Origin of the sequence: Escherichia sp. E10V5, assembly GCF_004212315.1 — a bacterium.
Lineage (GTDB): Bacteria > Pseudomonadota > Gammaproteobacteria > Enterobacterales > Enterobacteriaceae > Escherichia.
The window spans coordinates 165,853-186,596 of the sequence record NZ_RHJM01000020.1; the positions used below are offsets into that span (position 1 = coordinate 165,853).

General features: G+C 50.7%; 19 protein-coding genes. 8 read left to right on the plus strand and 11 right to left on the minus strand.

Annotated elements, in window-relative coordinates:
- Positions 1 to 2: 2 nt before the first annotated feature.
- The 4 genes from nuoC to lrhA all read right to left on the minus strand — a co-directional run bounded on the left by nuoC (position 3) and on the right by lrhA (position 4,579).
- Complete coding sequence (gene nuoC / locus D9738_RS15320) at positions 3 to 1,805, minus strand: NADH-quinone oxidoreductase subunit C/D (RefSeq protein ID WP_000247878.1); 1,803 nt, start codon at positions 1,803 to 1,805, stop codon at positions 3 to 5.
- A gap of 93 nt (positions 1,806 to 1,898) precedes the next feature.
- Complete coding sequence (nuoB, locus tag D9738_RS15325; RefSeq protein ID WP_000386733.1) at positions 1,899 to 2,561, minus strand: NADH-quinone oxidoreductase subunit NuoB; 663 nt, start codon at positions 2,559 to 2,561, stop codon at positions 1,899 to 1,901.
- A 15-nt stretch (positions 2,562 to 2,576) separates the two neighbouring features.
- A complete protein-coding gene (nuoA, locus tag D9738_RS15330) occupies positions 2,577 to 3,020 on the minus strand; it encodes an NADH-quinone oxidoreductase subunit NuoA (RefSeq protein WP_000062997.1) in 444 nt (147 codons plus the stop codon).
- Positions 3,021 to 3,640: 620 nt separating this feature from the next.
- Positions 3,641 to 4,579, minus strand: a complete 939-nt coding sequence (gene lrhA, locus D9738_RS15335; protein WP_130207219.1) for a transcriptional regulator LrhA — start codon at positions 4,577 to 4,579, stop codon at positions 3,641 to 3,643.
- Positions 4,580 to 5,503: 924 nt separating this feature from the next.
- On the opposite strand from lrhA, the gene alaA reads away from it, so the two are divergent.
- Positions 5,504 to 6,721, plus strand: a complete 1,218-nt coding sequence (gene alaA / locus D9738_RS15340; protein ID WP_064526608.1) for an alanine transaminase AlaA — start codon at positions 5,504 to 5,506, stop codon at positions 6,719 to 6,721.
- A gap of 83 nt (positions 6,722 to 6,804) precedes the next feature.
- The gene (gene yfbR, locus D9738_RS15345; RefSeq protein ID WP_130207221.1) at positions 6,805 to 7,404 is read left to right on the plus strand and encodes a 5'-deoxynucleotidase; all 600 of its coding nucleotides are present in this window, start codon (positions 6,805 to 6,807) and stop codon (positions 7,402 to 7,404) included.
- 60 nt (positions 7,405 to 7,464) lie between these two features.
- Here the strand turns inward: yfbR and D9738_RS15350 are convergent, their stop codons facing one another.
- From D9738_RS15350 to yfbV, 4 genes are all read right to left on the minus strand, one after another.
- The gene (locus D9738_RS15350) at positions 7,465 to 9,297 is read right to left on the minus strand and encodes an SLC13 family permease (RefSeq protein WP_130207223.1); all 1,833 of its coding nucleotides are present in this window, start codon (positions 9,295 to 9,297) and stop codon (positions 7,465 to 7,467) included.
- An 86-nt stretch (positions 9,298 to 9,383) separates the two neighbouring features.
- Positions 9,384 to 10,034 carry a hexitol phosphatase HxpA gene (gene hxpA, locus D9738_RS15355; RefSeq protein ID WP_130260563.1) on the minus strand — a complete coding sequence of 217 codons (651 nt, stop codon included), beginning with the start codon at positions 10,032 to 10,034 and terminating at the stop codon, positions 9,384 to 9,386.
- Positions 10,035 to 10,044: 10 nt separating this feature from the next.
- Positions 10,045 to 10,539, minus strand: coding sequence for a YfbU family protein (locus tag D9738_RS15360; RefSeq protein WP_064526599.1), 495 nt, complete (start codon positions 10,537 to 10,539; stop codon positions 10,045 to 10,047).
- Between the two features lie 83 nt (positions 10,540 to 10,622).
- Positions 10,623 to 11,078 (minus strand): terminus macrodomain insulation protein YfbV, encoded by a 456-nt coding sequence (gene yfbV, locus D9738_RS15365; protein ID WP_000106627.1) that lies wholly within the window; start codon positions 11,076 to 11,078, stop codon positions 10,623 to 10,625.
- A gap of 338 nt (positions 11,079 to 11,416) precedes the next feature.
- Between yfbV and ackA the strand changes: the two genes are divergently transcribed.
- The 3 genes from ackA to yfcC all read left to right on the plus strand — a co-directional run bounded on the left by ackA (position 11,417) and on the right by yfcC (position 16,548).
- On the plus strand, positions 11,417 to 12,619 hold the full coding sequence (gene ackA, locus D9738_RS15375; RefSeq protein WP_130207228.1) for an acetate kinase: 1,203 nt from the start codon (positions 11,417 to 11,419) through the stop codon (positions 12,617 to 12,619).
- 73 nt (positions 12,620 to 12,692) lie between these two features.
- Complete coding sequence (gene pta, locus D9738_RS15380) at positions 12,693 to 14,837, plus strand: phosphate acetyltransferase (RefSeq protein WP_130260564.1); 2,145 nt, start codon at positions 12,693 to 12,695, stop codon at positions 14,835 to 14,837.
- A gap of 190 nt (positions 14,838 to 15,027) precedes the next feature.
- On the plus strand, positions 15,028 to 16,548 hold the full coding sequence (gene yfcC / locus D9738_RS15385; RefSeq protein WP_130207232.1) for a putative basic amino acid antiporter YfcC: 1,521 nt from the start codon (positions 15,028 to 15,030) through the stop codon (positions 16,546 to 16,548).
- A gap of 204 nt (positions 16,549 to 16,752) precedes the next feature.
- Here the strand turns inward: yfcC and yfcD are convergent, their stop codons facing one another.
- From yfcD to yfcF, 3 genes are read right to left on the minus strand one after another with little or no spacing between them, the layout of a single operon-like run.
- Entirely contained in the window at positions 16,753 to 17,295 is a 543-nt protein-coding gene (yfcD, locus tag D9738_RS15390) for an NUDIX hydrolase YfcD (protein ID WP_130260565.1), read from the minus strand.
- 58 nt (positions 17,296 to 17,353) lie between these two features.
- Positions 17,354 to 17,905: a phosphodiesterase gene (yfcE, locus tag D9738_RS15395; RefSeq protein ID WP_064526570.1), complete on the minus strand. Its 552-nt coding sequence runs from the start codon at positions 17,903 to 17,905 to the stop codon at positions 17,354 to 17,356.
- Positions 17,906 to 17,960: 55 nt separating this feature from the next.
- Positions 17,961 to 18,605 carry a glutathione transferase gene (gene yfcF / locus D9738_RS15400; protein ID WP_130207236.1) on the minus strand — a complete coding sequence of 215 codons (645 nt, stop codon included), beginning with the start codon at positions 18,603 to 18,605 and terminating at the stop codon, positions 17,961 to 17,963.
- Positions 18,606 to 18,739: 134 nt separating this feature from the next.
- On the opposite strand from yfcF, the gene yfcG reads away from it, so the two are divergent.
- Genes yfcG through D9738_RS15415 form a run of 3 tightly spaced genes read left to right on the plus strand, consistent with a single transcriptional unit; the run spans position 18,740 to position 20,720 of the window.
- A complete protein-coding gene (gene yfcG / locus D9738_RS15405) occupies positions 18,740 to 19,387 on the plus strand; it encodes a GSH-dependent disulfide bond oxidoreductase (RefSeq protein ID WP_130260566.1) in 648 nt (215 codons plus the stop codon).
- 56 nt (positions 19,388 to 19,443) lie between these two features.
- Positions 19,444 to 19,806, plus strand: coding sequence for a dihydroneopterin triphosphate 2'-epimerase (folX, locus tag D9738_RS15410; RefSeq protein WP_130207240.1), 363 nt, complete (start codon positions 19,444 to 19,446; stop codon positions 19,804 to 19,806).
- 20 nt (positions 19,807 to 19,826) lie between these two features.
- Positions 19,827 to 20,720 carry a TIGR01777 family oxidoreductase gene (locus D9738_RS15415; RefSeq protein ID WP_130260567.1) on the plus strand — a complete coding sequence of 298 codons (894 nt, stop codon included), beginning with the start codon at positions 19,827 to 19,829 and terminating at the stop codon, positions 20,718 to 20,720.
- Positions 20,721 to 20,744: the final 24 nt, after the last annotated feature.

Sequence of the window (20,744 nt, forward strand, 5' to 3'; positions counted from 1 at the left end):
AATTAGCGGTCCACATCTGACATAACAAAATCGATACTGCCCAGATAAACAATCAGGTCAGACACCAGGCTGCCGCGGATCGCCGCCGGAATTTGCTGCAAATGCGCATAACTCGGCGTACGGATACGGGTGCGATAACTCATGGTGCTACCGTCGCTGGTCAGGTAGTAACTATTGATCCCTTTAGTCGCCTCAATCATCTGGAAAGATTCATTGGCAGGCATCACCGGACCCCACGACACTTGCAGGAAGTGGGTGATCAGGGTTTCGATATGTTGCAGCGTGCGCTCTTTCGGCGGCGGTGTGGTCAGCGGGTGATCCGCTTTGAACGGGCCTTCCGGCATGTTGTTGAGGCACTGCTCAAGAATGCGCAGACTCTGGCGCAGCTCTTCCACTTTAAGCATTACGCGGGTGTAGCAGTCAGAAACACCACCACCCACCGGGATTTCAAAGTCGAAGTTTTCATAGCCAGAATAAGGACGCGCCTTACGCACGTCGAAGTCGATCCCGGTAGCACGCAGGCCAGCACCGGTGGTGCCCCACTCCAGCGCCTCTTTCGCGCCATAGGCGGCAACGCCCTGGGAACGACCTTTCAGAATGGTGTTTTGCAGCGCCGCTTTCTCGTAAGACGCCAGACGTTTCGGCATCCAGTCGAGGAACTCACGCAGCAGACGATCCCAGCCACGCGGCAGGTCGTGCGCTACGCCGCCAATACGGAACCACGCCGGGTGCATACGGAAACCAGTGATTGCTTCCACCAGATCGTAAATTTTCTGCCGATCGGTAAAGGCAAAGAACACTGGCGTCATTGCGCCGACGTCCTGAATAAAGGTGGAGATATAGAGCAGGTGACTGTTGATGCGGAACAGTTCGGAGAGCATTACGCGAATGACGTTAACGCGATCCGGCACGGTGATCCCGGCCAGTTTCTCTACCGCCAGCACGTAAGGCATTTCGTTAACGCAGCCGCCGAGATATTCGATACGGTCGGTATACGGAATGTAGCTGTGCCAGGACTGGCGTTCGCCCATTTTCTCAGCGCCACGGTGGTGGTAGCCGATGTCGGGTACGCAGTCGACAATCTCTTCGCCATCGAGTTGCAAAACGATACGGAAAGCCCCGTGCGCCGACGGGTGGTTCGGACCGAGATTGAGGAACATGAAGTCCTCGTTTTCGGTGCCGCGCTTCATCCCCCACTCTTCCGGTTTGAAGGTCAGGGCTTCCATCTCCAGATCCTGTTTGGCTTTGGTCAGCTCAAACGGCGAGAATTCGGTAGCGCGCGCCGGGTAATCTTTACGCAGCGGGTGACCTTTCCAGGTTTGCGGCATCATGATGCGGCGCAGGTTCGGGTGACCGTCGAAAGTAATGCCAAACAGATCCCAGGTCTCACGCTCATACCAGTTAGCGTTCGGGAACAGTTTGGTAAAGGTCGGTACGTGCAGGTCGTTTTCTGCCAGCGCCACCTTCAGCATGATGTCGCGGTTACGATCGATAGAAATCAGATGGTAGAAAACGGAAAAATCCGCGGCAGGCAACCCTTCGCGGTGTGTGCGCAGACGTTCGTCCATGCCGTGTAAGTCAAACAGCATGACGTAAGGTTTCGGCAGTTTCTTTAAGAAATCGCCAACTTCCAGTAATTGTTCACGCTTGATCCACACAACGGGAACCCCGGTGCGAGTCGCCTGAACAGTAAAGGCATCCGGCCCAAAACGGTTGCGCAGTTCGCCAATCACCGGATCATCAAGATGATCGCGGGTCTGCCAGGCGGGTTCTTGCGCGGTTAAGTCGGTCATATTGTTCACCATTGCAAATGGTCCGTGGTGACTGTCGGCACAGTAAGCTTCGCGAAATAGATTTAGGAATAAGCGAAGAAAAATCCCTTTGCCGACAGGCGCAAATTAAATCTCGTCAGGTGTACGCAGGTTGGTTACGGCAATGCGTTCACCGCGCTTGCGTTCGCGCTCTGATTGCATATTGGCGCGATAAACGCCCTGATCGCCAACCACCCAGGAGAGCGGACGACGTTCTTTACCGATAGATTCCTGCAACAGCATCAGTGCCTGCATGTACGCTTCAGGACGCGGCGGGCAGCCCGGGATATACACATCAACCGGGATGAATTTATCGACGCCCTGCACAACGGAATAAATATCGTACATACCGCCGGAGTTGGCACAGGCACCCATTGAGATAACCCATTTTGGTTCCAGCATCTGGTCATAAAGACGCTGAATAACCGGTGCCATTTTTGTAAAGCAGGTTCCTGCCACCACCATCAGGTCAGCCTGACGCGGCGAAGCACGCAATACTTCTGCGCCAAAACGCGCCACGTCATGCACCGCGGTAAACGAAGTCACCATCTCAACGTAACAGCAGGAAAGACCGAAGTTATACGGCCAAATTGAGTTTTTACGACCCCAGTTAACCATGTCATTGAGCTTGCCCATAAACACGTTTTTGTTAACTTCTTGCTCCAGAGGGTCGGTTACGATCTCCTGCTTTTGCAGGGGGTAACGGTCGTTCTCACCGTTGGGATCTATGCGGGTGAGCGTATAATCCATCTTAATGCCTCGCGGTTAGCGTTGACGATTAGCGATACTGTTCGTTTCCGGGTTCATACGCTCGCGGCGTGAACGCGCGGGCGTCCAGTCCAGCGCGCCAATACGCACCAGATAAACCAGACCTGCCAGTAACACAAAAATAAAAATTGCAGCTTCCACAAAGCCTACCCAGCCGCTTTCGCGAATAGAGGTTGACCATGCGAACAGATACAGCGCTTCAACGTCGAAGATAACGAAGAACATGGCCACCAGATAAAACTTGGCGGACAGGCGTAAGCGGGCGGAGCCGACCGAGTCGATACCGGATTCAAACGGCACGTTTTTCGACCTCGCGCGTGCGCGACCGCCTAAAAACCAACCGCCTACCAGCATCAGGCAACACAGGCCAATGGCAACGATAAGAAAGATAGCGAATGCCCAGTGATGAGCGATGACTTCAGTGGATGTTGACATACTCATTGCTTACTCATCAAAAGTAGCGCCAGATTCACTGCTCTTCACGGCAGATGGACGCCACATCGATTCATGGGGAGGAATAAAAAAAACCTTACAACTACTGTAATAACAATTTTATACAGTGAATTGATGTGGTCTTTTACCCCTTTCTATAACCTTTTGTCAACTTTAACAAAAGTTTCTTCACATTAATTTACATAATACCAACAACCCTTGCATTTAATGCTCTTCATCCCAGATCATTGACGACTCCAGGAAAATTAGATGTTGTTGAATCGTGTCCGTTGTGAAGCAATGGAAAAAATACGGGCCTATTTTGACAGGAATTTGTGTCGATTCCTCCCCCTAAAAGAGAGTATTTTCTTGATCTGTGACACGCTTTTGTTAATCCATAACAAAAATACAGCAACAAGTTCACGTATTTTTTAACATTATTGTAGCAGGAGATTTTTATCAGGCGATTTTTTGTTCGCGCGTATAGAGAATGGAGGTCGATTGAAAAATGAACACATTTGTTCAAAATCAGGAAAAGTCGTCATCATTTATTGTAAAAAAAAGCCACTGACGTTCAAAAAAACATCAGTGGCTTGTTTTTACAAATGTGGTTACCTGGTACCAGGCAATTATTCGTAATCGCCTTCAATTAACAGAGAATCATCCCCTTCATGGGCTCCTGTCGCGCTGAACTGCCATGGATTCTGATAACTCTCCATAGCCTGATATATCACCTGGGCCAGTTCATTACCGCTGGACGGATCATAGCAGAGCAAATATTCGGTATCTGGCAGTGGTGGTAAACCGTCCACAGCACTCAAGACGCGCAGGTCCGGACTCATCATCTCAACCGGCCTGGCTGTTACACCCAATCCCGCTTTCACGGCAGCACGGACCGCCGGCAACGTGGAGGCGACATAAGCCAGACGCCATGGAATATCTGCTTTATTGAGTGTTGCCAGAACCATATCGCGGAACGGACTAGGATCATCCAACAACACCAGAGGGATCGGCTCGCCTTTTTGCAATACGTATTCCGCAGCGCAATACCAGTGCGTTGGAGAAGTTCTCAGATTCAACGCCTTAAAGGTATCAGGACGATTTGTGGTAACCATTAAATCCACTTCCTGGGACTTCAGCATATCTGCCATATAAGCATTACGCTTAACGCGGACATCCAGCGCAAGTTTCGGATAAACCGAACTCACGCGATTAAGCAGGAAAGGTAAGATCGTATCAGCAGATTCATCTGAAGCGCCGATTGTTAACACGCCCTGAAGATTACTGAACATTAATGATGAGCAAGCTTCATCATTAAAACGCAGGATCTTCCTGGCATAGCCAAGAAGCTGAATGCCATGTTCAGTTAACAGTTTGTTACGACCATGCCGAGCGAACAGTTCTTTCCCAACGAGTTGTTCAAGACGTTGCATTTGCTGACTAACAGCGGACTGAGTACGACACACGGCGGCAGCTGCGGCAGCAAAAGTGTTCAGATCGGCAACAGCAACAAATGTTCTCAGCAGATCGAGGTCGAGGTTAATTATCGGACGATTTGCACTTATCATATATTATCACTTACTGGCGGCTCATACTGAGCTGGTTAATGCTGTGCACACACAAACAAGCAATTCCATTTGTAATGTGCCTCCCTGGCAGTTTCATCCGGAAGTCTGGATGAAAGTTAAAATGCATATGAGTTGCACTAATAAGAACGACTCACATTGTTCCGTTATAATGCCTGAAGTAGTTCACAGAATATATCTTCAGGAATCGCATATCTATTAAGTTACTCACTCTTTTCTATTTATGACATGCGAGTGTTTGTGTAAATGTAAATGTTGATCCTTGTTCCACTACTAGCAAAGCGGCGCCAACCCAGCGTGAACACGCATAAGCGGCGATGATTTGTCTGCATCAAAAGTGGGGGTTCCGTCATTTAAGCGAGCATTTTACCCTAAAACCCATTTATTTATAAGGGCCATTGCGAATTATCTGATGCAAAGTTATGTTATGTTAGGCAAAGTAATCTTCTATTATTAATAAGCACAACAAAACCTTTTTGAATATTAAATAATAATTAATTAGCACACCCTGCATTCATTAATTACGCTTAACAATAGTTTCGCACGTCATCACCTATACGACACTTCGGCAATCACTACTCTGTTAATGTTTCACTTATAATGAAAATATCATGAATATGTTATGTTCGTGATTTCTTAAATCAAAGGAAATTCGCACATTTATCTACCAGACAAAAAACTATGCATTAGATTAATACTTAGAATAAATCACTACAAAACACAAATCATTAAGCATATGCATCTCAATATTTAACGATTATTAAGTTATTAACAGCACATTCCCTTCTTTTACTCTCGCAAAATCTTGTTCTGCAGAACTTCAAAACACCGCCTCGGGGGAGTACATTGTTCTAAGCTGACTTCCACGGCAGGGAGTGGCGATAACAGCAAAAAAGGTCAAGATTCATGTCACCCATTGAAAAATCCAGCAAGTTAGAGAATGTCTGTTATGACATCCGTGGTCCGGTGCTGAAAGAAGCAAAACGCCTGGAAGAAGAAGGTAACAAGGTATTGAAACTGAACATCGGCAACCCAGCCCCGTTCGGTTTTGACGCTCCTGATGAGATCCTGGTTGACGTGATACGCAACCTCCCGACCGCTCAGGGCTATTGTGATTCAAAAGGCCTCTACTCTGCGCGTAAAGCCATCATGCAGCACTATCAGGCGCGAGGCATGCGTGATGTTACCGTGGAAGATATTTACATCGGCAATGGTGTATCGGAGCTTATCGTTCAGGCAATGCAGGCCTTGCTGAACAGCGGGGATGAAATGTTGGTTCCTGCACCTGATTACCCACTATGGACCGCGGCGGTTTCGCTCTCCAGCGGTAAAGCGGTGCACTACCTTTGTGACGAGTCCTCTGACTGGTTTCCGGACCTTGATGATATTCGCGCTAAAATTACGCCTCGTACGCGCGGTATCGTTATTATCAACCCGAACAACCCTACCGGCGCGGTTTATTCCAAAGAGCTTTTAATGGAAATTGTGGAGATTGCGCGTCAGCATAATCTCATTATCTTCGCCGATGAAATTTACGACAAAATTCTCTACGACGACGCCGAGCATCACTCGATCGCGGCGATGGCGCCTGACCTGCTGACCATTACCTTTAACGGTCTGTCGAAAACGTATCGCGTGGCAGGCTTCCGTCAGGGCTGGATGGTGCTGAACGGGCCGAAAAAACACGCCAAAGGCTACATCGAAGGTCTGGAGATGCTGGCCTCAATGCGACTTTGCGCCAACGTTCCCGCACAACACGCGATTCAGACCGCATTGGGTGGCTATCAGAGTATCAGTGAATTTATCTTACCAGGCGGGCGTCTTTACGAGCAGCGTAATCGCGCATGGGAATTGATTAACGACATTCCAGGCGTTTCCTGCGTGAAGCCACGCGGCGCGCTGTACATGTTCCCAAAAATCGACGCCAAACGTTTTAATATTCACGACGACCAGAAGATGGTGCTGGACTTCCTGTTACAGGAAAAAGTTCTGCTGGTTCAGGGGACGGCTTTTAACTGGCCGTGGCCGGACCACTTCCGCATAGTTACGCTGCCGCGCGTTGATGATATCGAACTGTCATTAAGTAAATTCGCTCGTTTCCTTTCTGGCTATCATCAGCTGTAATCTTAAATTCACTGCCGGAGATTGCGTCCGGCAGTGTTATCCCCCCACAATGATCTCATGAAGTCATCACACGCAAGGTCGTTATGAAGCAGAGCCATTTTTTTGCCCATCTCTCCCGTCTGAAACTCATTAACCGCTGGCCGTTAATGCGCAATGTACGGACAGAAAATGTGTCTGAGCACAGTTTGCAGGTGGCGATGGTCGCCCATGCGCTGGCTGCCATTAAAAACCGTAAGTTTGGCGGAAATGTCAACGCTGAACGCATCGCTCTGCTGGCGATGTACCACGATGCCTCTGAAGTGCTCACCGGCGATCTCCCTACCCCAGTGAAATATTTCAACTCGCAAATCGCTCAGGAATACAAAGCCATTGAAAAAATCGCCCAACAAAAGCTGGTCGATATGGTTCCGGAGGAGTTGCGGGATATTTTCGCGCCATTAATCGATGAAAATGCGTATAGCGATGAAGAAAAGTCGCTGGTGAAACAGGCTGATGCACTTTGTGCCTATCTGAAATGTCTGGAAGAGCTCGCAGCCGGAAATAATGAATTTTTGCTGGCAAAAACGCGGCTGGAAGCGACGCTTGAAGCGCGCCGCAGCCAGGAGATGGACTACTTCATTGAAGTCTTTGTTCCCAGCTTCCAACTATCGCTCGATGAGATTAGCCAGGATTCGCCGCTGTAAGCAGACAGATACCAGCCGACGCAGCCTGATAAGACGCGCCAGCGTCGCATCGGGCTCTCGTTAAAACGGAAACAGCATCGGAATCATCACCACGCAAACCGCCATCACAATAACGGTGAACGGTACTCCCAGCTTCACAAAATCACTAAAGCTGTAATTTCCCGGCCCTAAAACCAACGTGTTAACCGGTGAGGAAACTGGCGTCATAAAGGCGGCGGATGCTGCCATCGCCACCACCATGGCAAATGGATACGGCGAGACGCCCATTGTTTTAGCCGCGGCCAGCGCAATCGGCGCCATCAACACAGCCGTTGCCGTATTCGAAATAAACAAACCAATCACCGCCGACAAGACAAACAAACAGCCAAGCATCATATGCGGCCCGTAACCGCCGCCGATGTCCATTAACCCTTTCACCGCCAGCGCGACACCGCCGGTTTTCTGTAGCGCTACCGCGAACGGCATCATCCCAACGATCAAAATAATGCTCGGCCAGTGAATGGATTTATAGGCGCTTTCAGCATCGATACAGCGGAATTTTCCCATCAGCAGGCAGGCAATGATAGCCGCGATGGGATTAGGGATTTCATCAGTCAGCATTAACGCCACCATCAACACCAGACAGAAAATGGCATGGGGTGCCTGACTGTGCGCAGGCGATGCTTCACTCACTTCTTCCGGTAAGTTCAGCGCCACGAAGTCGCGGCCCTGTTTTGCCAACATACCGATAAGCTTCCAGTTACCGACGACCAGAATGATATCGCCCAGCAGCAGAGGCTCATCCGCCAGCGAACCTTCTAGCGCCACGCCGTTGCGTTTCAGGCCCACCACATTCAGTCCGTAGCGCGTACGAAAGCCAATTTCGCGCACCGATTTACCAATCAACTCAGACTCAGGAATTAATGAAATCTCCGCCATGCCAACATCAAGGGCTTGATCGGAAAAATACTCGCCGCGCAGCACCATCGGTTCCAGCAATTGTTCACTACAAAATTGTCGGAGATCGACATCAGCCGCAGACATATCAATAAGCAAAACGTCACGCGCCCGGAATTCAGAAACCCCGTTCACGTTCACAATAACGCGACGAAAACGCCGCCAGCGTTCAACACCGATGACGTTAGCGCCATAACGTTCACGTAATTTGAGATCGTCCAGTCGCTGGCCAATCATCGGCGAACCGGGACGAATGGCCAGGCGACGCGCGCGCCCGGTAAGTCGGTATTCACGGATAAGATCGCGGAAGGTACGACGCGTCCAGCCTTCACGCGGCGGGGTCTGGGCATCCCCTTTCAGCATGAAACGCATCACTAACATATACAAGATGCCCAGCACCAGTACGACCAGGCCGATGGGGGTTACGCTAAAGAAACTAAAACCATGATAGCCTTCACGCAGCAATTCACTGTTAATCACCAGGTTAGGTGGCGTTGCCACCAGCGTCATCATGCCGCTGATCAGCCCGGCAAAACTTAACGGCATCATCAGGCGCGACGGCGACGTTTGCATGCGCATAGCGACGCTTAACACCACAGGGATAAAGATAGCGACGACGCCCGTTGAACTCATAAACGCGCCAAGGCCCGCAACGGTCAGCATCAACAAAACCAACATTTTGATTTCACTGTTGCCTGCCACTTTAACCAGCCATGTCCCCATTACAGTGGCGACACCCGTGCGGACTAAACCATCGCCAATAATAAACAAGGCGGCGATCAGTACCACGTTAGGATCGGAAAAACCGGAAAACACTTCAGGGACGGTCAGCGTACCGCTTAATGCAAACGCAACAATGACAAACAAAGCGACCGCATCCATACGCACTCTGCCAGTCGCAAACAAGACGATAGCAACCGCCAGTAATGAAAGAACCCAGATCAATTCACCGTTCACAACGTATCCTTGTTAATTGAGGGGGATGGCCTGATTCTGCCACAAAAAAGCCCCGTCGGGACGGGGCTAAATCATGATCTGGCGTTTCACGCAATAATAACGTCACCATTTGGCTGTTTGATCACAGTAATTTGTTCCAGACTATGGAGGACCAAATCTACCTCATTCAGACGCGGCGTCTCAGCCGGTGCATTGACTGCGATAACCTTGCAACCCGCCGCCAGGCCAGAAAGCACACCAGCGGGAGCATCCTCTACCACCACGCATTCCTGCGGCGCAAGGCCCAACAGTTGTGCACCTAACAGATATGCATCAGGCTCTGGTTTTCCACGTTTAACCCGCTCTGCGGTAACAAACACTTCCGGCGCGGGAAGTCCGGCGACTTTGTGACGTGCTCGCGCAACAGGCATGGAACCAGAAGTGACAATGGCCCACGGAATCCCCGCTTTATTCAAATGATTGAGTAAAGCTATCGCCCCTGGGAGTGCGGTAATACCTTCGGTTTCCGTGGCCTCGATTTGTTCCAGACGGGTAAACTCGGCGGCAATTTCCGTCTCCGATTTGCCCATCATGAAATGGCGCAGAGACGTAATCGCCTGTTTACCATGAATAAACGCCAGCACATCTTCCGGTGCTAGCCCATGACGTCTGGCCCAGTTGCTCCACGCCCGCTCTACCGCGGGCAGAGAATCCACCAGCGTTCCATCCAGATCAAACAGAAAACCTTTACACCGCACGCGGGCCTCCTCAGGCGTTGATGATTTGGTTAATTTCGTTAGCGCTCAGGTGATACTGACGCGGGCAGGCATGCCAGACATTCAACATGCGCAGATATTTCTCCCACATTGGCGTCTGGGCATTAAAACCGTGAGTTCCGGCATCAAAATGGGTGTAACGCCCTTCAACGTTAACCATAAAGCGGACATAACCGAGATAACGTGCTTCGGTGGCGGCGTCAAAGCCGAGGAAGGTGACACGACGTTCATCGATGGATTGCTGGTCCTGTAAATTAGACCAGGAAACATGCAGCGCGTGATACATCTCCATAATGTCGATGATAGTGCGGCAGGTTTCTTCTTTCAGCTCGCCAAACTCGCGATCCAGTTCACGCATTTGTAAACCATAACCACGCTCAATGATTGTTTGCAGGCGACGGTAACGTTCAGCATTTGCCGGATCGAGCATAGTCATCATTTTGTACTGGTTAGACAAAATAAGACGTTGCGCGTTGGTCATTTCCATTGTTGACTCCTGTATCACTCTACTACGGTGAAAAAAAAGAAGGCCGATGTCTGCCTTCTTTTATATGCGTAATCAGGGGTCAATTACAAATCATCAAGGAAAGTTTTATCCAGTTGTTTGAAGGCGCGCTTAAGCGTGTCAGCTAATGCCTGGTAATCAGGCTTGCCTTCAACAGGTGCCAGCACCTGTCCAGACTCCTGCAATTTACCGCGAACTTCATAAAACCAGTTGAGGATTGCAGGTGGTAATGGCGTTACAGAGCGCTTGCCCAGCCACCACAGTCCCTGCATGGGTAAGCTTAGGGCGAACAACGCAGTGGCGACTGCCGGACCAAGCTGACCGCCCAGCGCAATCTGCCAGCAGAGAGTAAACACGGCGATCGGCGGCATAAAGCGGATCGCATAGCGCGTCATCTTAATGACTCGATTCTCAACAAAGACCGGGGCAAGGCGTTTTTCCAGCGGCCACGTCTTTGAGTAATGCTGTCCCCGGCGAAACAAGCTAAAAAAATTAACAGAACGATTATCCGGCGTTGACATGCTTCACCTCAACTTCACATATAAAGATTCAAAAATTTGTGCAAATTCACAACTCAGCGGGACAACGTTCAAAACATTTTGTCTTCCATACCCACAATCAGGTATCCTTTAGCAGCCTGAAATGGCCGAGTAGTACATATTCATTGAGTCGTCAAATTCATAAACATTATGCCATTGGCTGAAAATTACGCAAAATGGCATAGACTCAAGATATTTCTTCCATCATGCAAAAAAAATTTGCAGTGCATGATGTTAATCATAAATGTCGGTGTCATCATGCGCTACGCTCTATGGCTCCCTGACGTTTTTTTAGCCACGTATCAATTATAGGTACTTCCATGTCGAGTAAGTTAGTACTGGTTCTGAACTGCGGTAGTTCTTCACTGAAATTTGCAATCATCGATGCAGCGAATGGTGAAGAGTACCTTTCTGGTTTAGCCGAATGTTTCCACCTGCCCGAAGCACGTATCAAATGGAAAATGGACGGCAATAAACAAGAAGCGGCTTTAGGTGCAGGCGCCGCTCACAGCGAAGCGCTCAACTTTATCGTTAATACTATTCTGGCACAAAAACCAGAACTGTCTGCGCAGCTGACCGCTATCGGTCACCGTATCGTACACGGCGGTGAGAAGTATACCAGCTCCGTAGTGATCGACGAGTCTGTTATTCAGGGTATCAAAGATGCAGCTTCTTTTGCACCGCTGCACAACCCGGCTCACCTGATCGGTATCGAAGAAGCACTGAAATCTTTCCCGCAGTTGAAAGATAAAAACGTTGCTGTATTTGACACGGCGTTCCACCAGACTATGCCGGAAGAGTCTTACCTCTACGCCCTGCCGTACAACCTGTACAAAGAGCACGGCATCCGTCGTTATGGCGCGCACGGCACCAGCCACTTCTATGTAACTCAGGAAGCGGCAAAAATGCTGAACAAACCGGTAGAAGAACTGAACATCATCACCTGCCACCTGGGCAACGGTGGTTCCGTTTCTGCTATCCGTAACGGCAAATGCGTTGATACCTCTATGGGTCTGACTCCGCTGGAAGGCCTGGTAATGGGTACTCGTTCTGGTGACATCGATCCGGCGATCATTTTCCACCTGCACGACACCCTCGGCATGAGCGTTGATGCCATCAACAAACTGCTGACCAAAGAGTCTGGCCTGCTGGGTCTGACCGAAGTGACCAGCGACTGCCGCTATGTTGAAGATAACTACGCGACGAAAGAAGACGCGAAGCGCGCAATGGACGTTTACTGCCACCGCCTGGCGAAATACATCGGTGCATACACCGCGCTGATGGATGGTCGTCTGGACGCTGTTGTATTCACCGGTGGTATCGGTGAAAACGCAGCGATGGTTCGTGAACTGTCTCTGGGCAAACTGGGCGTGCTGGGCTTTGAAGTTGATCGCGAACGCAACCTGGCTGCACGTTTCGGCAAATCTGGTTTCATCAACAAAGAAGGTACCCGTCCTGCGGTGGTTATCCCAACCAACGAAGAACTGGTTATCGCGCAAGACGCGAGCCGCCTGACTGCCTGATTTCACACCGCCAGCCCAGCTGGCGGTGCTGTTTTGTAACCCGCCAACCGGCGGTAACGAAAGAGGATAAACCGTGTCCCGTATTATTATGCTGATCCCTACCGGAACCAGCGTCGGTCTGACCAGCGTCAGCCTCGGCGTGATCCGTGCAATGGAACGCAAAGGCGTTCGTCTGAGCGTTTTCAAACCTATTGCTCAGCCGCGTACCGGTGGCGATGCGCCCGATCAGACAACGACTATCGTGCGTGCGAGCTCTTCCACCACGACAGCCGCCGAACCGCTGAAAATGAGCTACGTTGAAGGTCTGCTTTCCAGCAATAAAAAAGATGTGCTGATGGAAGAGATCGTCGCGAACTACCACGCTAACACCAAAGACGCTGAAGTGGTTCTGGTTGAAGGTCTGGTACCGACACGTAAACACCAGTTTGCCCAGTCTCTGAACTACGAAATCGCCAAAACGCTGAACGCGGAAATCGTCTTCGTTATGTCTCAGGGTACTGACACCCCGGAACAGCTGAAAGAGCGTATCGAACTGACTCGTAACAGCTTCGGTGGTGCCAAAAACACCAACATCACTGGCGTTATCGTTAACAAACTGAACGCACCGGTTGATGAACAGGGTCGTACTCGCCCGGATCTGTCCGAGATTTTCGACGACTCTTCCAAAGCTAAAATCAACAATGTTGATCCAGCGAAGCTGCAAGAATCCAGCCCGCTGCCGGTTCTCGGCGCTGTGCCGTGGAGCTTTGATCTGATCGCGACTCGTGCTATCGATATGGCACGCCACCTGAATGCCACCATCATCAACGAAGGCGACATCAACACTCGCCGCGTGAAATCTGTAACTTTCTGTGCACGCAGCATTCCGCACATGCTGGAGCACTTCCGTGCAGGTTCTCTGCTGGTAACTTCCGCAGACCGTCCTGACGTACTGGTTGCCGCTTGCCTTGCTGCAATGAACGGCGTAGAAATCGGCGCTCTGCTGCTGACTGGCGGCTATGAAATGGACGCGCGCATTTCTAAACTGTGCGAACGCGCTTTCGCTACCGGCCTGCCGGTATTCATGGTGAACACCAACACCTGGCAGACTTCTCTGAGCCTGCAGAGCTTCAACCTGGAAGTTCCGGTTGACGATCACGAGCGTATCGAGAAAGTTCAGGAATACGTTGCTAACTACATCAACGCTGACTGGATTGACTCTCTGACTGCTACTTCCGAGCGCAGCCGCCGTCTGTCTCCGCCTGCGTTCCGTTATCAGCTGACCGAACTGGCGCGCAAAGCGGGCAAACGTATCGTTCTGCCGGAAGGCGACGAACCGCGTACCGTTAAAGCAGCCGCCATCTGTGCTGAACGTGGTATCGCAACTTGCGTACTGTTGGGTAACCCGGCAGAGATCAACCGAGTTGCAGCGTCTCAAGGCGTAGAACTGGGCGCAGGCATTGAAATCGTTGATCCAGAAGTGGTTCGCGAAAAATATGTTGCTCGTCTGGTCGAACTGCGTAAGAACAAAGGCATGACCGAAACCGTTGCCCGCGAACAGCTGGAAGACAACGTGGTTCTCGGTACCCTGATGCTGGAACAGGATGAAGTTGATGGTCTGGTTTCTGGTGCTGTTCACACTACCGCAAACACCATCCGTCCGCCGCTGCAGCTGATCAAAACTGCACCGGGTAGCTCTCTGGTATCTTCCGTGTTCTTCATGCTGCTGCCGGAACAGGTTTACGTTTACGGTGACTGTGCGATCAACCCGGATCCGACCGCAGAACAGCTGGCTGAAATCGCCATCCAGTCCGCGGATTCCGCCGCAGCCTTCGGTATCGAACCGCGTGTGGCTATGCTCTCCTACTCCACCGGTACTTCTGGTGCAGGTAGCGACGTAGAGAAAGTTCGCGAAGCAACTCATCTGGCGCAGGAAAAACGTCCTGACCTGATGATCGACGGCCCGCTGCAGTACGACGCTGCGGTAATGGCTGACGTTGCGAAATCTAAAGCGCCGAACTCTCCGGTTGCAGGTCGCGCTACCGTGTTCATCTTCCCGGATCTGAACACCGGTAACACCACCTACAAAGCGGTACAGCGTTCTGCCGACCTGATCTCCATCGGGCCGATGCTGCAGGGTATGCGCAAGCCGGTTAACGACCTGTCCCGTGGCGCACTGGTTGACGATATCGTCTACACCATCGCGCTGACTGCGATTCAGTCTGCACAGCAGCAGTAATCTCGTCATAATCCGCAGCCTTACTGCTGCGGATATCAGAACCGGAAATAGCCACTATTTCCGTTTTTTTATTCTCTTAATTTGCATTACTCCTTTCTGATTATCTTGCTTAACTGCGCTGCATCAATGAATTGCGTCATCTCACTTTGCATACTTACCACTTTGTCTTGTGCAAGGGAAAATTTGCGCTATGTCAGCAATCACTGAATCCAAACCAACCAGAAGATGGGCAATGCCCGATACTCTGGTGATTATCTTTTTTGTTGCTATTTTAACCAGTCTCGCCACCTGGGTTGTTCCGGTGGGAATGTTTGACAGTCAGGAAGTGCAATATCAGGTTGATGGTCAGACAAAAACACGCAAGGTTGTAGACCCTCACTCATTTCGCATTCTGACCAACGAGGCGGGCGAACCAGAGTATCACCGCGTACAACTGTTCTCGACGGGCGATGAACGTCCCGGCCTGATGAACTTCCCGTTTGAAGGGCTAACCTCTGGTTCGAAATATGGGACCGCCGTTGGCATCATCATGTTTATGCTGGTGATTGGCGGCGCGTTTGGCATCGTGATGCGTACAGGAACTATTGATAACGGCATCCTGGCGCTTATCCGCCACACACGAGGGAATGAAATTCTTTTCATTCCGGCGTTATTTATTCTCTTTTCACTCGGCGGTGCGGTATTTGGCATGGGGGAAGAGGCAGTCGCCTTTGCCATCATCATCGCGCCACTCATGGTACGGCTAGGTTATGACAGTATCACCACCGTCCTGGTAACCTATATCGCTACGCAAATCGGTTTTGCCAGCTCGTGGATGAACCCGTTCTGCGTGGTCGTCGCCCAGGGGATCGCTGGTGTTCCGGTGCTTTCTGGCTCCGGTTTGCGCATCGTGGTATGGGTAATCTCTACTCTGATTGGCCTGGTCTTCACCATGGTGTACGCCTCACGGGTGAAAAAGAATCCTCTGTTGTCACGCGTTCATGAGTCCGATCGTTTCTTCCGCGAAAAACAGGCGGATGTCGAACAGCGCCCATTTACCTTTGGTGACTGGCTGGTATTAATTGTTTTAACCGCCGTCATGATCTGGGTGATTTGGGGCGTTATTGTCAATGCCTGGTTTATTCCTGAAATTGCCAGCCAGTTCTTCGCTATGGGTCTGGTAATTGGCATCATCGGCGTTGTCTTCCGTCTGAATGGTATGACGGTAAACACCATGGCTTCATCATTTACCGAAGGCGCGCGAATGATGATAGCCCCCGCCCTGCTGGTTGGTTTCGCCAAAGGGATTTTGCTGCTGGTAGGTAACGGCGAAGCCGGTGATGCCAGCGTACTGAATACCATCCTCAACAGCATTGCCAATGCCATTAGCGGTCTTGATAACGCGGTCGCGGCGTGGTTTATGCTGCTCTTCCAGGCGGTATTTAATTTCTTCGTGACATCCGGTTCTGGCCAGGCCGCGTTAACCATGCCGTTACTGGCACCGCTTGGCGATCTGGTCGGCGTTAACCGTCAGGTTACCGTGCTGGCCTTCCAGTTTGGCGATGGCTTCAGTCATATCATTTACCCGACCTCGGCTTCATTAATGGCCACGCTCGGTGTTTGCCGGGTGGACTTCCGTAACTGGATAAAAGTGGGGGCAACACTGCTTGGGCTGCTGTTTATTATGTCCAGCGTGGTGGTGATAGGCGCCCAGTTGATGGGCTACCATTAAAAACGTTAAGAGCCGCGATTGCGGCTCTTAGATTGATGACAACGGGAAAATTGCCTGATGCGCTACGCTTATCATGCCTACATGGCCCATGCAATATATTGAATTTGCAATATTTTGTAGGCCGGATAAGGCATTTACGCCGCATCCGTCATAAACAAAGCACACTTTGTCTACAACCTGAGAGCCGCAACTGCGGCTCTTTTTTCATTCTGCCGTTTCAGCCTCTACGGCTTCATTGTTGGCATTGCGCTTCATCCACAACGCCAAAGCTTTTAGCGAGTCTGGTGTGAACTCATCGCAACGCGCGGTGATTTCTTCTGGCGTCAGCCAGCAGACCTCGCTGACTTCATCTTCCTGAAGGGCGAAAGGGCCGTGAGAAACACAGCTGAACAACGCGCCCCAGACTCGGCAATTTTTATCTTCGAAATAGAACTGCCCGTGCTCGGCAAAGGGGACACCGGCAATGCCCAACTCTTCTTCCGCTTCGCGACGTGCGGATTCCAGCAGTTGTTCATCAGCCTGGACCACACCACCAGCAGTAGCATCTAACATGCCGGGTAAAAAGTCTTTTGTCTCGGTACGACGCTGGACCAGAATTTTGCCCATACCATCATGCACGACGATGTAAGTTGCACGATGACGCAGACACTGTGCCCGCATTTGTTCCCGGCTGGCTTGTGCAATGACTTCGTTATCTTCATTGACAATATCCACCCATTCAGTACTTGCCAAACGACGCTGTTCCATTATCAGGAAACCTTCTTTTTCTGGCGCTCTTACGGCGCATTTTGAGTTGTTGGGTAAATTACGGATTAATCGCGACCTGCGCAATGATACTTTGATCATTGAGTGCGATTACGCTTAGTACGTCATCTTCGAGCATGCCGTAGCTCGCCAGATTGCCGCCTTTCGGAATGCTAACCGAACCGGGGTTGAAGTGGAAAATCTCCCCCCGCTGCTCCGCCACCGGCAGATGGGTATGACCATACACCAGCACGTCGTTCTGGTTTAACGCCGGCAGATTATCCGGGCCAAACAGATGCCCATGTGTCAGAAACAGGCGCTGTTTTTCCAGCAACACCTGTTGCCATGGCGCGGTCATTGGGAAATGCAGCAGCATTTGGTCCACTTCACTGTCGCAGTTGCCACGTACAGCGATGACTTTATGCGCCACTTCATTCAAGCGTTCCGCCACCTTTGCCGGCGCATAGCCCTCCGGTAAAGCATTGCGTGGGCCGTGATTCAACACGTCGCCAAGAATCACCAGCCACTGCGCGCCGCTTTGGGCAAACAACTCCAGTACACGTTCCGTCGCCGGTAACGACCCATGAATGTCCGATGCAAACATCAGTTTCATCACTCACTCCTCGTCGAAAAAACGTAAGCTATGATACTGGATTCTGTCGCTGCTATCAGCCAGATTGCTTTGCTGAAAGTGCAATAAAACGCTGAACTGAAGCACGCTGCCACTGGAATGCCGCATAATCCACCATACGCTCCGGCACTTCATCGCCGTGCAGCACCAGACGATTAATCATTAGCGCTAAATCAGTGTCGGCAATGCACCACTCGCCAAACAAATTAGGCTGGTTATGCGTCAGTAAATGTTCTGCCATTGCGAACAATTTCTGCGCGCTGGCTTTTCCCTCCGCCGTTAGCGGTGCTTTTTTTGCGCCAGCAAAAACGACATCCGTCGAACGCTCTTCACGCAGAGGCATCAGGTCGCTCCGCAGCCATGCCTGAATCTGCCGTGCACGCGCCCGGTTTTGCAGATCCAATGGATAAATGCGTTCCCAGGTCGGCGGCGCAAAACGGTCTTCCAGATATTCCGCTATGGCAGAGGATTCACTCAACTCAAAATCATCAATCTGTAACAAAGGCACGCGGCGTGTCTGCCCGTAACCTTGCCACGTCGGCTGTAAATGTTCACCGCTGTCAAGGTCGATAGTCTTTATATGAAAAGGTAGTCCTTTCTCCTGCAACGCCACCCAGGCAGATAACACGTAGGGGGAGAAAAAATGGGCATCTGACCAAAGCGTGATAGCGGGTTTACTCATTATATCCTCGGCGATAAAGGGGCTTGCTCTCAAACTATAGAGCCTTTTTGCCACGGTTACTTGATGAAAACTCACGCAAGCCTCCCGGGTTTCTATACTTGAGATGTTCAGATTATTAGACAACCGGAGCTGCAATGATCGATCTCTATTATGCCCCTACCCCAAATGGCCACAAAATTACGCTGTTTCTCGAAGAGGCTGGCCTGGATTATCGTTTAATTAAGGTTGACTTGGGGAAAGGCTGTCAGTTTCGCCCGGAGTTTTTGCGCATTTCGCCGAACAATAAGATTCCGGCAATTGTTGATCATTCACCGACTGATGGCGGCGAACCGTTAAGCCTCTTTGAGTCAGGTGCAATATTGTTGTATCTGGCAGAGAAAACGGGACTATTTTTAAGTCACGACCCGCGTGAGCGCGCCACCACCTTACAATGGTTATTCTGGCAGGTTGGCGGCCTGGGGCCAATGCTCGGACAGAATCATCATTTTAATCATGCTGCGCCACAGACTATTCCTTACGCTATTGAACGTTATCAGGTTGAAACCCAGCGTCTGTATCAGGTACTCAATAAGCGCCTGGAAAACGCCCCCTGGCTTGGCGGCGAAGATTACAGCATTGCGGATATTGCCTGTTGGCCGTGGATAAATGCATATGCTCGTCAGCGGATTGACCTTGCTATGTACCCGGCAGCGAAGAACTGGCATGAGCGGATCCGTTCGCGCCCAGCCACCGGACAATCACTATTAAAGGCCCAATTGAATGATGAGATCTCAGATAGTTAACTGAGAAAGGTTCTCGTGTATTATTCCAGTCTAAGTAAAACAACAGGGAACCTGCAATGTCACAACCTGCCGCTATTATTCGTATAAAAAACCTTCGTTTACGTACATTTATCGGAATTAAGGACGAAGAGATTAACAACCGTCAGGATATCGTTATCAATGTCACGATCCACTACCCCGCCGATAAAGCGCGTACCAGTGAAGATATTAATGACGCGCTGAACTATCGCACCGTCACCAAAAACATCATTCAACACGTAGAGAATAACCGTTTCTCTTTGCTGGAAAAATTAACTCAGGATGTGCTCGATATCGCACGAGAACATCACTGGGTAACCTATGCTGAAGTGGAGATCGATAAACTGCACGCGCTGCGCTACGCCGATTCGGTATCAATGACCTTGAGCTGGCAGCGTTAACCGCCATATCGGGAGGCTGCATGAATATAGTGATCACCGGAGGGACTGGATTAATTGGTCGCCATTTAATCCCGCGTTTGCTGGAGTTGGGCCATCAGGTCACTGTGGTGACGCGTAACACGCAGAAAGCCAGTTCAATCCTCGGCCCTCAAGTGACACTATGGCAAGGGCTCGCCGATCAAAGCAACCTCAACGGCGTTGATGCGGTAATCAACCTGGCTGGCGAACCGATTGCCGACAAACGCTGGACTCGCGAGCAAAAAGACCGACTGTGCCAAAGTCGCTGGAATATTACGCAAAAACTGGTGGATTTAATTAACGCCAGCGACACGCCACCGTCGGTCCTTATTTCTGGTTCGGCGGCGGGATATTACGGTGATTTAGGTGAAGTAGTGGTTACCGAAGAAGAGCCTCCGCATAACGAATTTACCCATAAACTCTGCGCCCGCTGGGAAGAAATTGCCTGTCGGGCGCAAAGCGACAAAACGCGTGTGTGCCTGCTGCGTACCGGTGTGGTGCTGGCACCAGATGGCGGAATTCTCGGCAAAATGCTGCCGCCGTTTCGCCTCGGTTTAGGTGGCCCCATTGGCTCTGGTCGGCAGTATCTGGCCTGGATTCATATCGATGATATGGTCAACGGGATTCTCTGGCTGCTGGATAACGATCTGCGCGGACCGTTTAATATGGTTGCCCCCTATCCGGTACGCAACGAACAATTTGCCCACGCGCTCGGTCATGCACTGCATCGCCCGGCAATTATGCGCGTCCCCGCCACCGCTATTCGGCTGTTAATGGGCGAATCTTCAGTTCTGGTATTAGGCGGGCAACGTGCGCTGCCAAAAAGGCTGGAAGAAGCGGGATTCGCTTTTCGCTGGTACGATTTAGACGAGGCGCTGGCAGACGTTATTCACTGATGTGTTTTACCGCGAACATCCGCC

What these genes read in the sequence shown, in the direction of transcription:
- yfcE (WP_064526570.1), bottom strand. Translation starts at nt 17,905, where the DNA reads ATGAAACTGATGTTTGCATCGGACATTCATGGGTCGTTACCGGCGACG.
- lrhA (WP_130207219.1), bottom strand. Translation starts at nt 4,579, where the DNA reads ATGATAAGTGCAAATCGTCCGATAATTAACCTCGACCTCGATCTGCTG.
- alaA (WP_064526608.1), top strand. Translation starts at nt 5,504, where the DNA reads ATGTCACCCATTGAAAAATCCAGCAAGTTAGAGAATGTCTGTTATGAC.
- nuoA (WP_000062997.1), bottom strand. Translation starts at nt 3,020, where the DNA reads ATGAGTATGTCAACATCCACTGAAGTCATCGCTCATCACTGGGCATTC.
- ackA (WP_130207228.1), top strand. Translation starts at nt 11,417, where the DNA reads ATGTCGAGTAAGTTAGTACTGGTTCTGAACTGCGGTAGTTCTTCACTG.
- yfbV (WP_000106627.1), bottom strand. Translation starts at nt 11,078, where the DNA reads ATGTCAACGCCGGATAATCGTTCTGTTAATTTTTTTAGCTTGTTTCGC.
- yfcC (WP_130207232.1), top strand. Translation starts at nt 15,028, where the DNA reads ATGTCAGCAATCACTGAATCCAAACCAACCAGAAGATGGGCAATGCCC.
- yfcG (WP_130260566.1), top strand. Translation starts at nt 18,740, where the DNA reads ATGATCGATCTCTATTATGCCCCTACCCCAAATGGCCACAAAATTACG.
- yfbR (WP_130207221.1), top strand. Translation starts at nt 6,805, where the DNA reads ATGAAGCAGAGCCATTTTTTTGCCCATCTCTCCCGTCTGAAACTCATT.
- nuoB (WP_000386733.1), bottom strand. Translation starts at nt 2,561, where the DNA reads ATGGATTATACGCTCACCCGCATAGATCCCAACGGTGAGAACGACCGT.
- yfcD (WP_130260565.1), bottom strand. Translation starts at nt 17,295, where the DNA reads ATGGAACAGCGTCGTTTGGCAAGTACTGAATGGGTGGATATTGTCAAT.
- yfcF (WP_130207236.1), bottom strand. Translation starts at nt 18,605, where the DNA reads ATGAGTAAACCCGCTATCACGCTTTGGTCAGATGCCCATTTTTTCTCC.
- D9738_RS15415 (WP_130260567.1), top strand. Translation starts at nt 19,827, where the DNA reads ATGAATATAGTGATCACCGGAGGGACTGGATTAATTGGTCGCCATTTA.
- D9738_RS15360 (WP_064526599.1), bottom strand. Translation starts at nt 10,539, where the DNA reads ATGGAAATGACCAACGCGCAACGTCTTATTTTGTCTAACCAGTACAAA.
- folX (WP_130207240.1), top strand. Translation starts at nt 19,444, where the DNA reads ATGTCACAACCTGCCGCTATTATTCGTATAAAAAACCTTCGTTTACGT.
- nuoC (WP_000247878.1), bottom strand. Translation starts at nt 1,805, where the DNA reads ATGGTGAACAATATGACCGACTTAACCGCGCAAGAACCCGCCTGGCAG.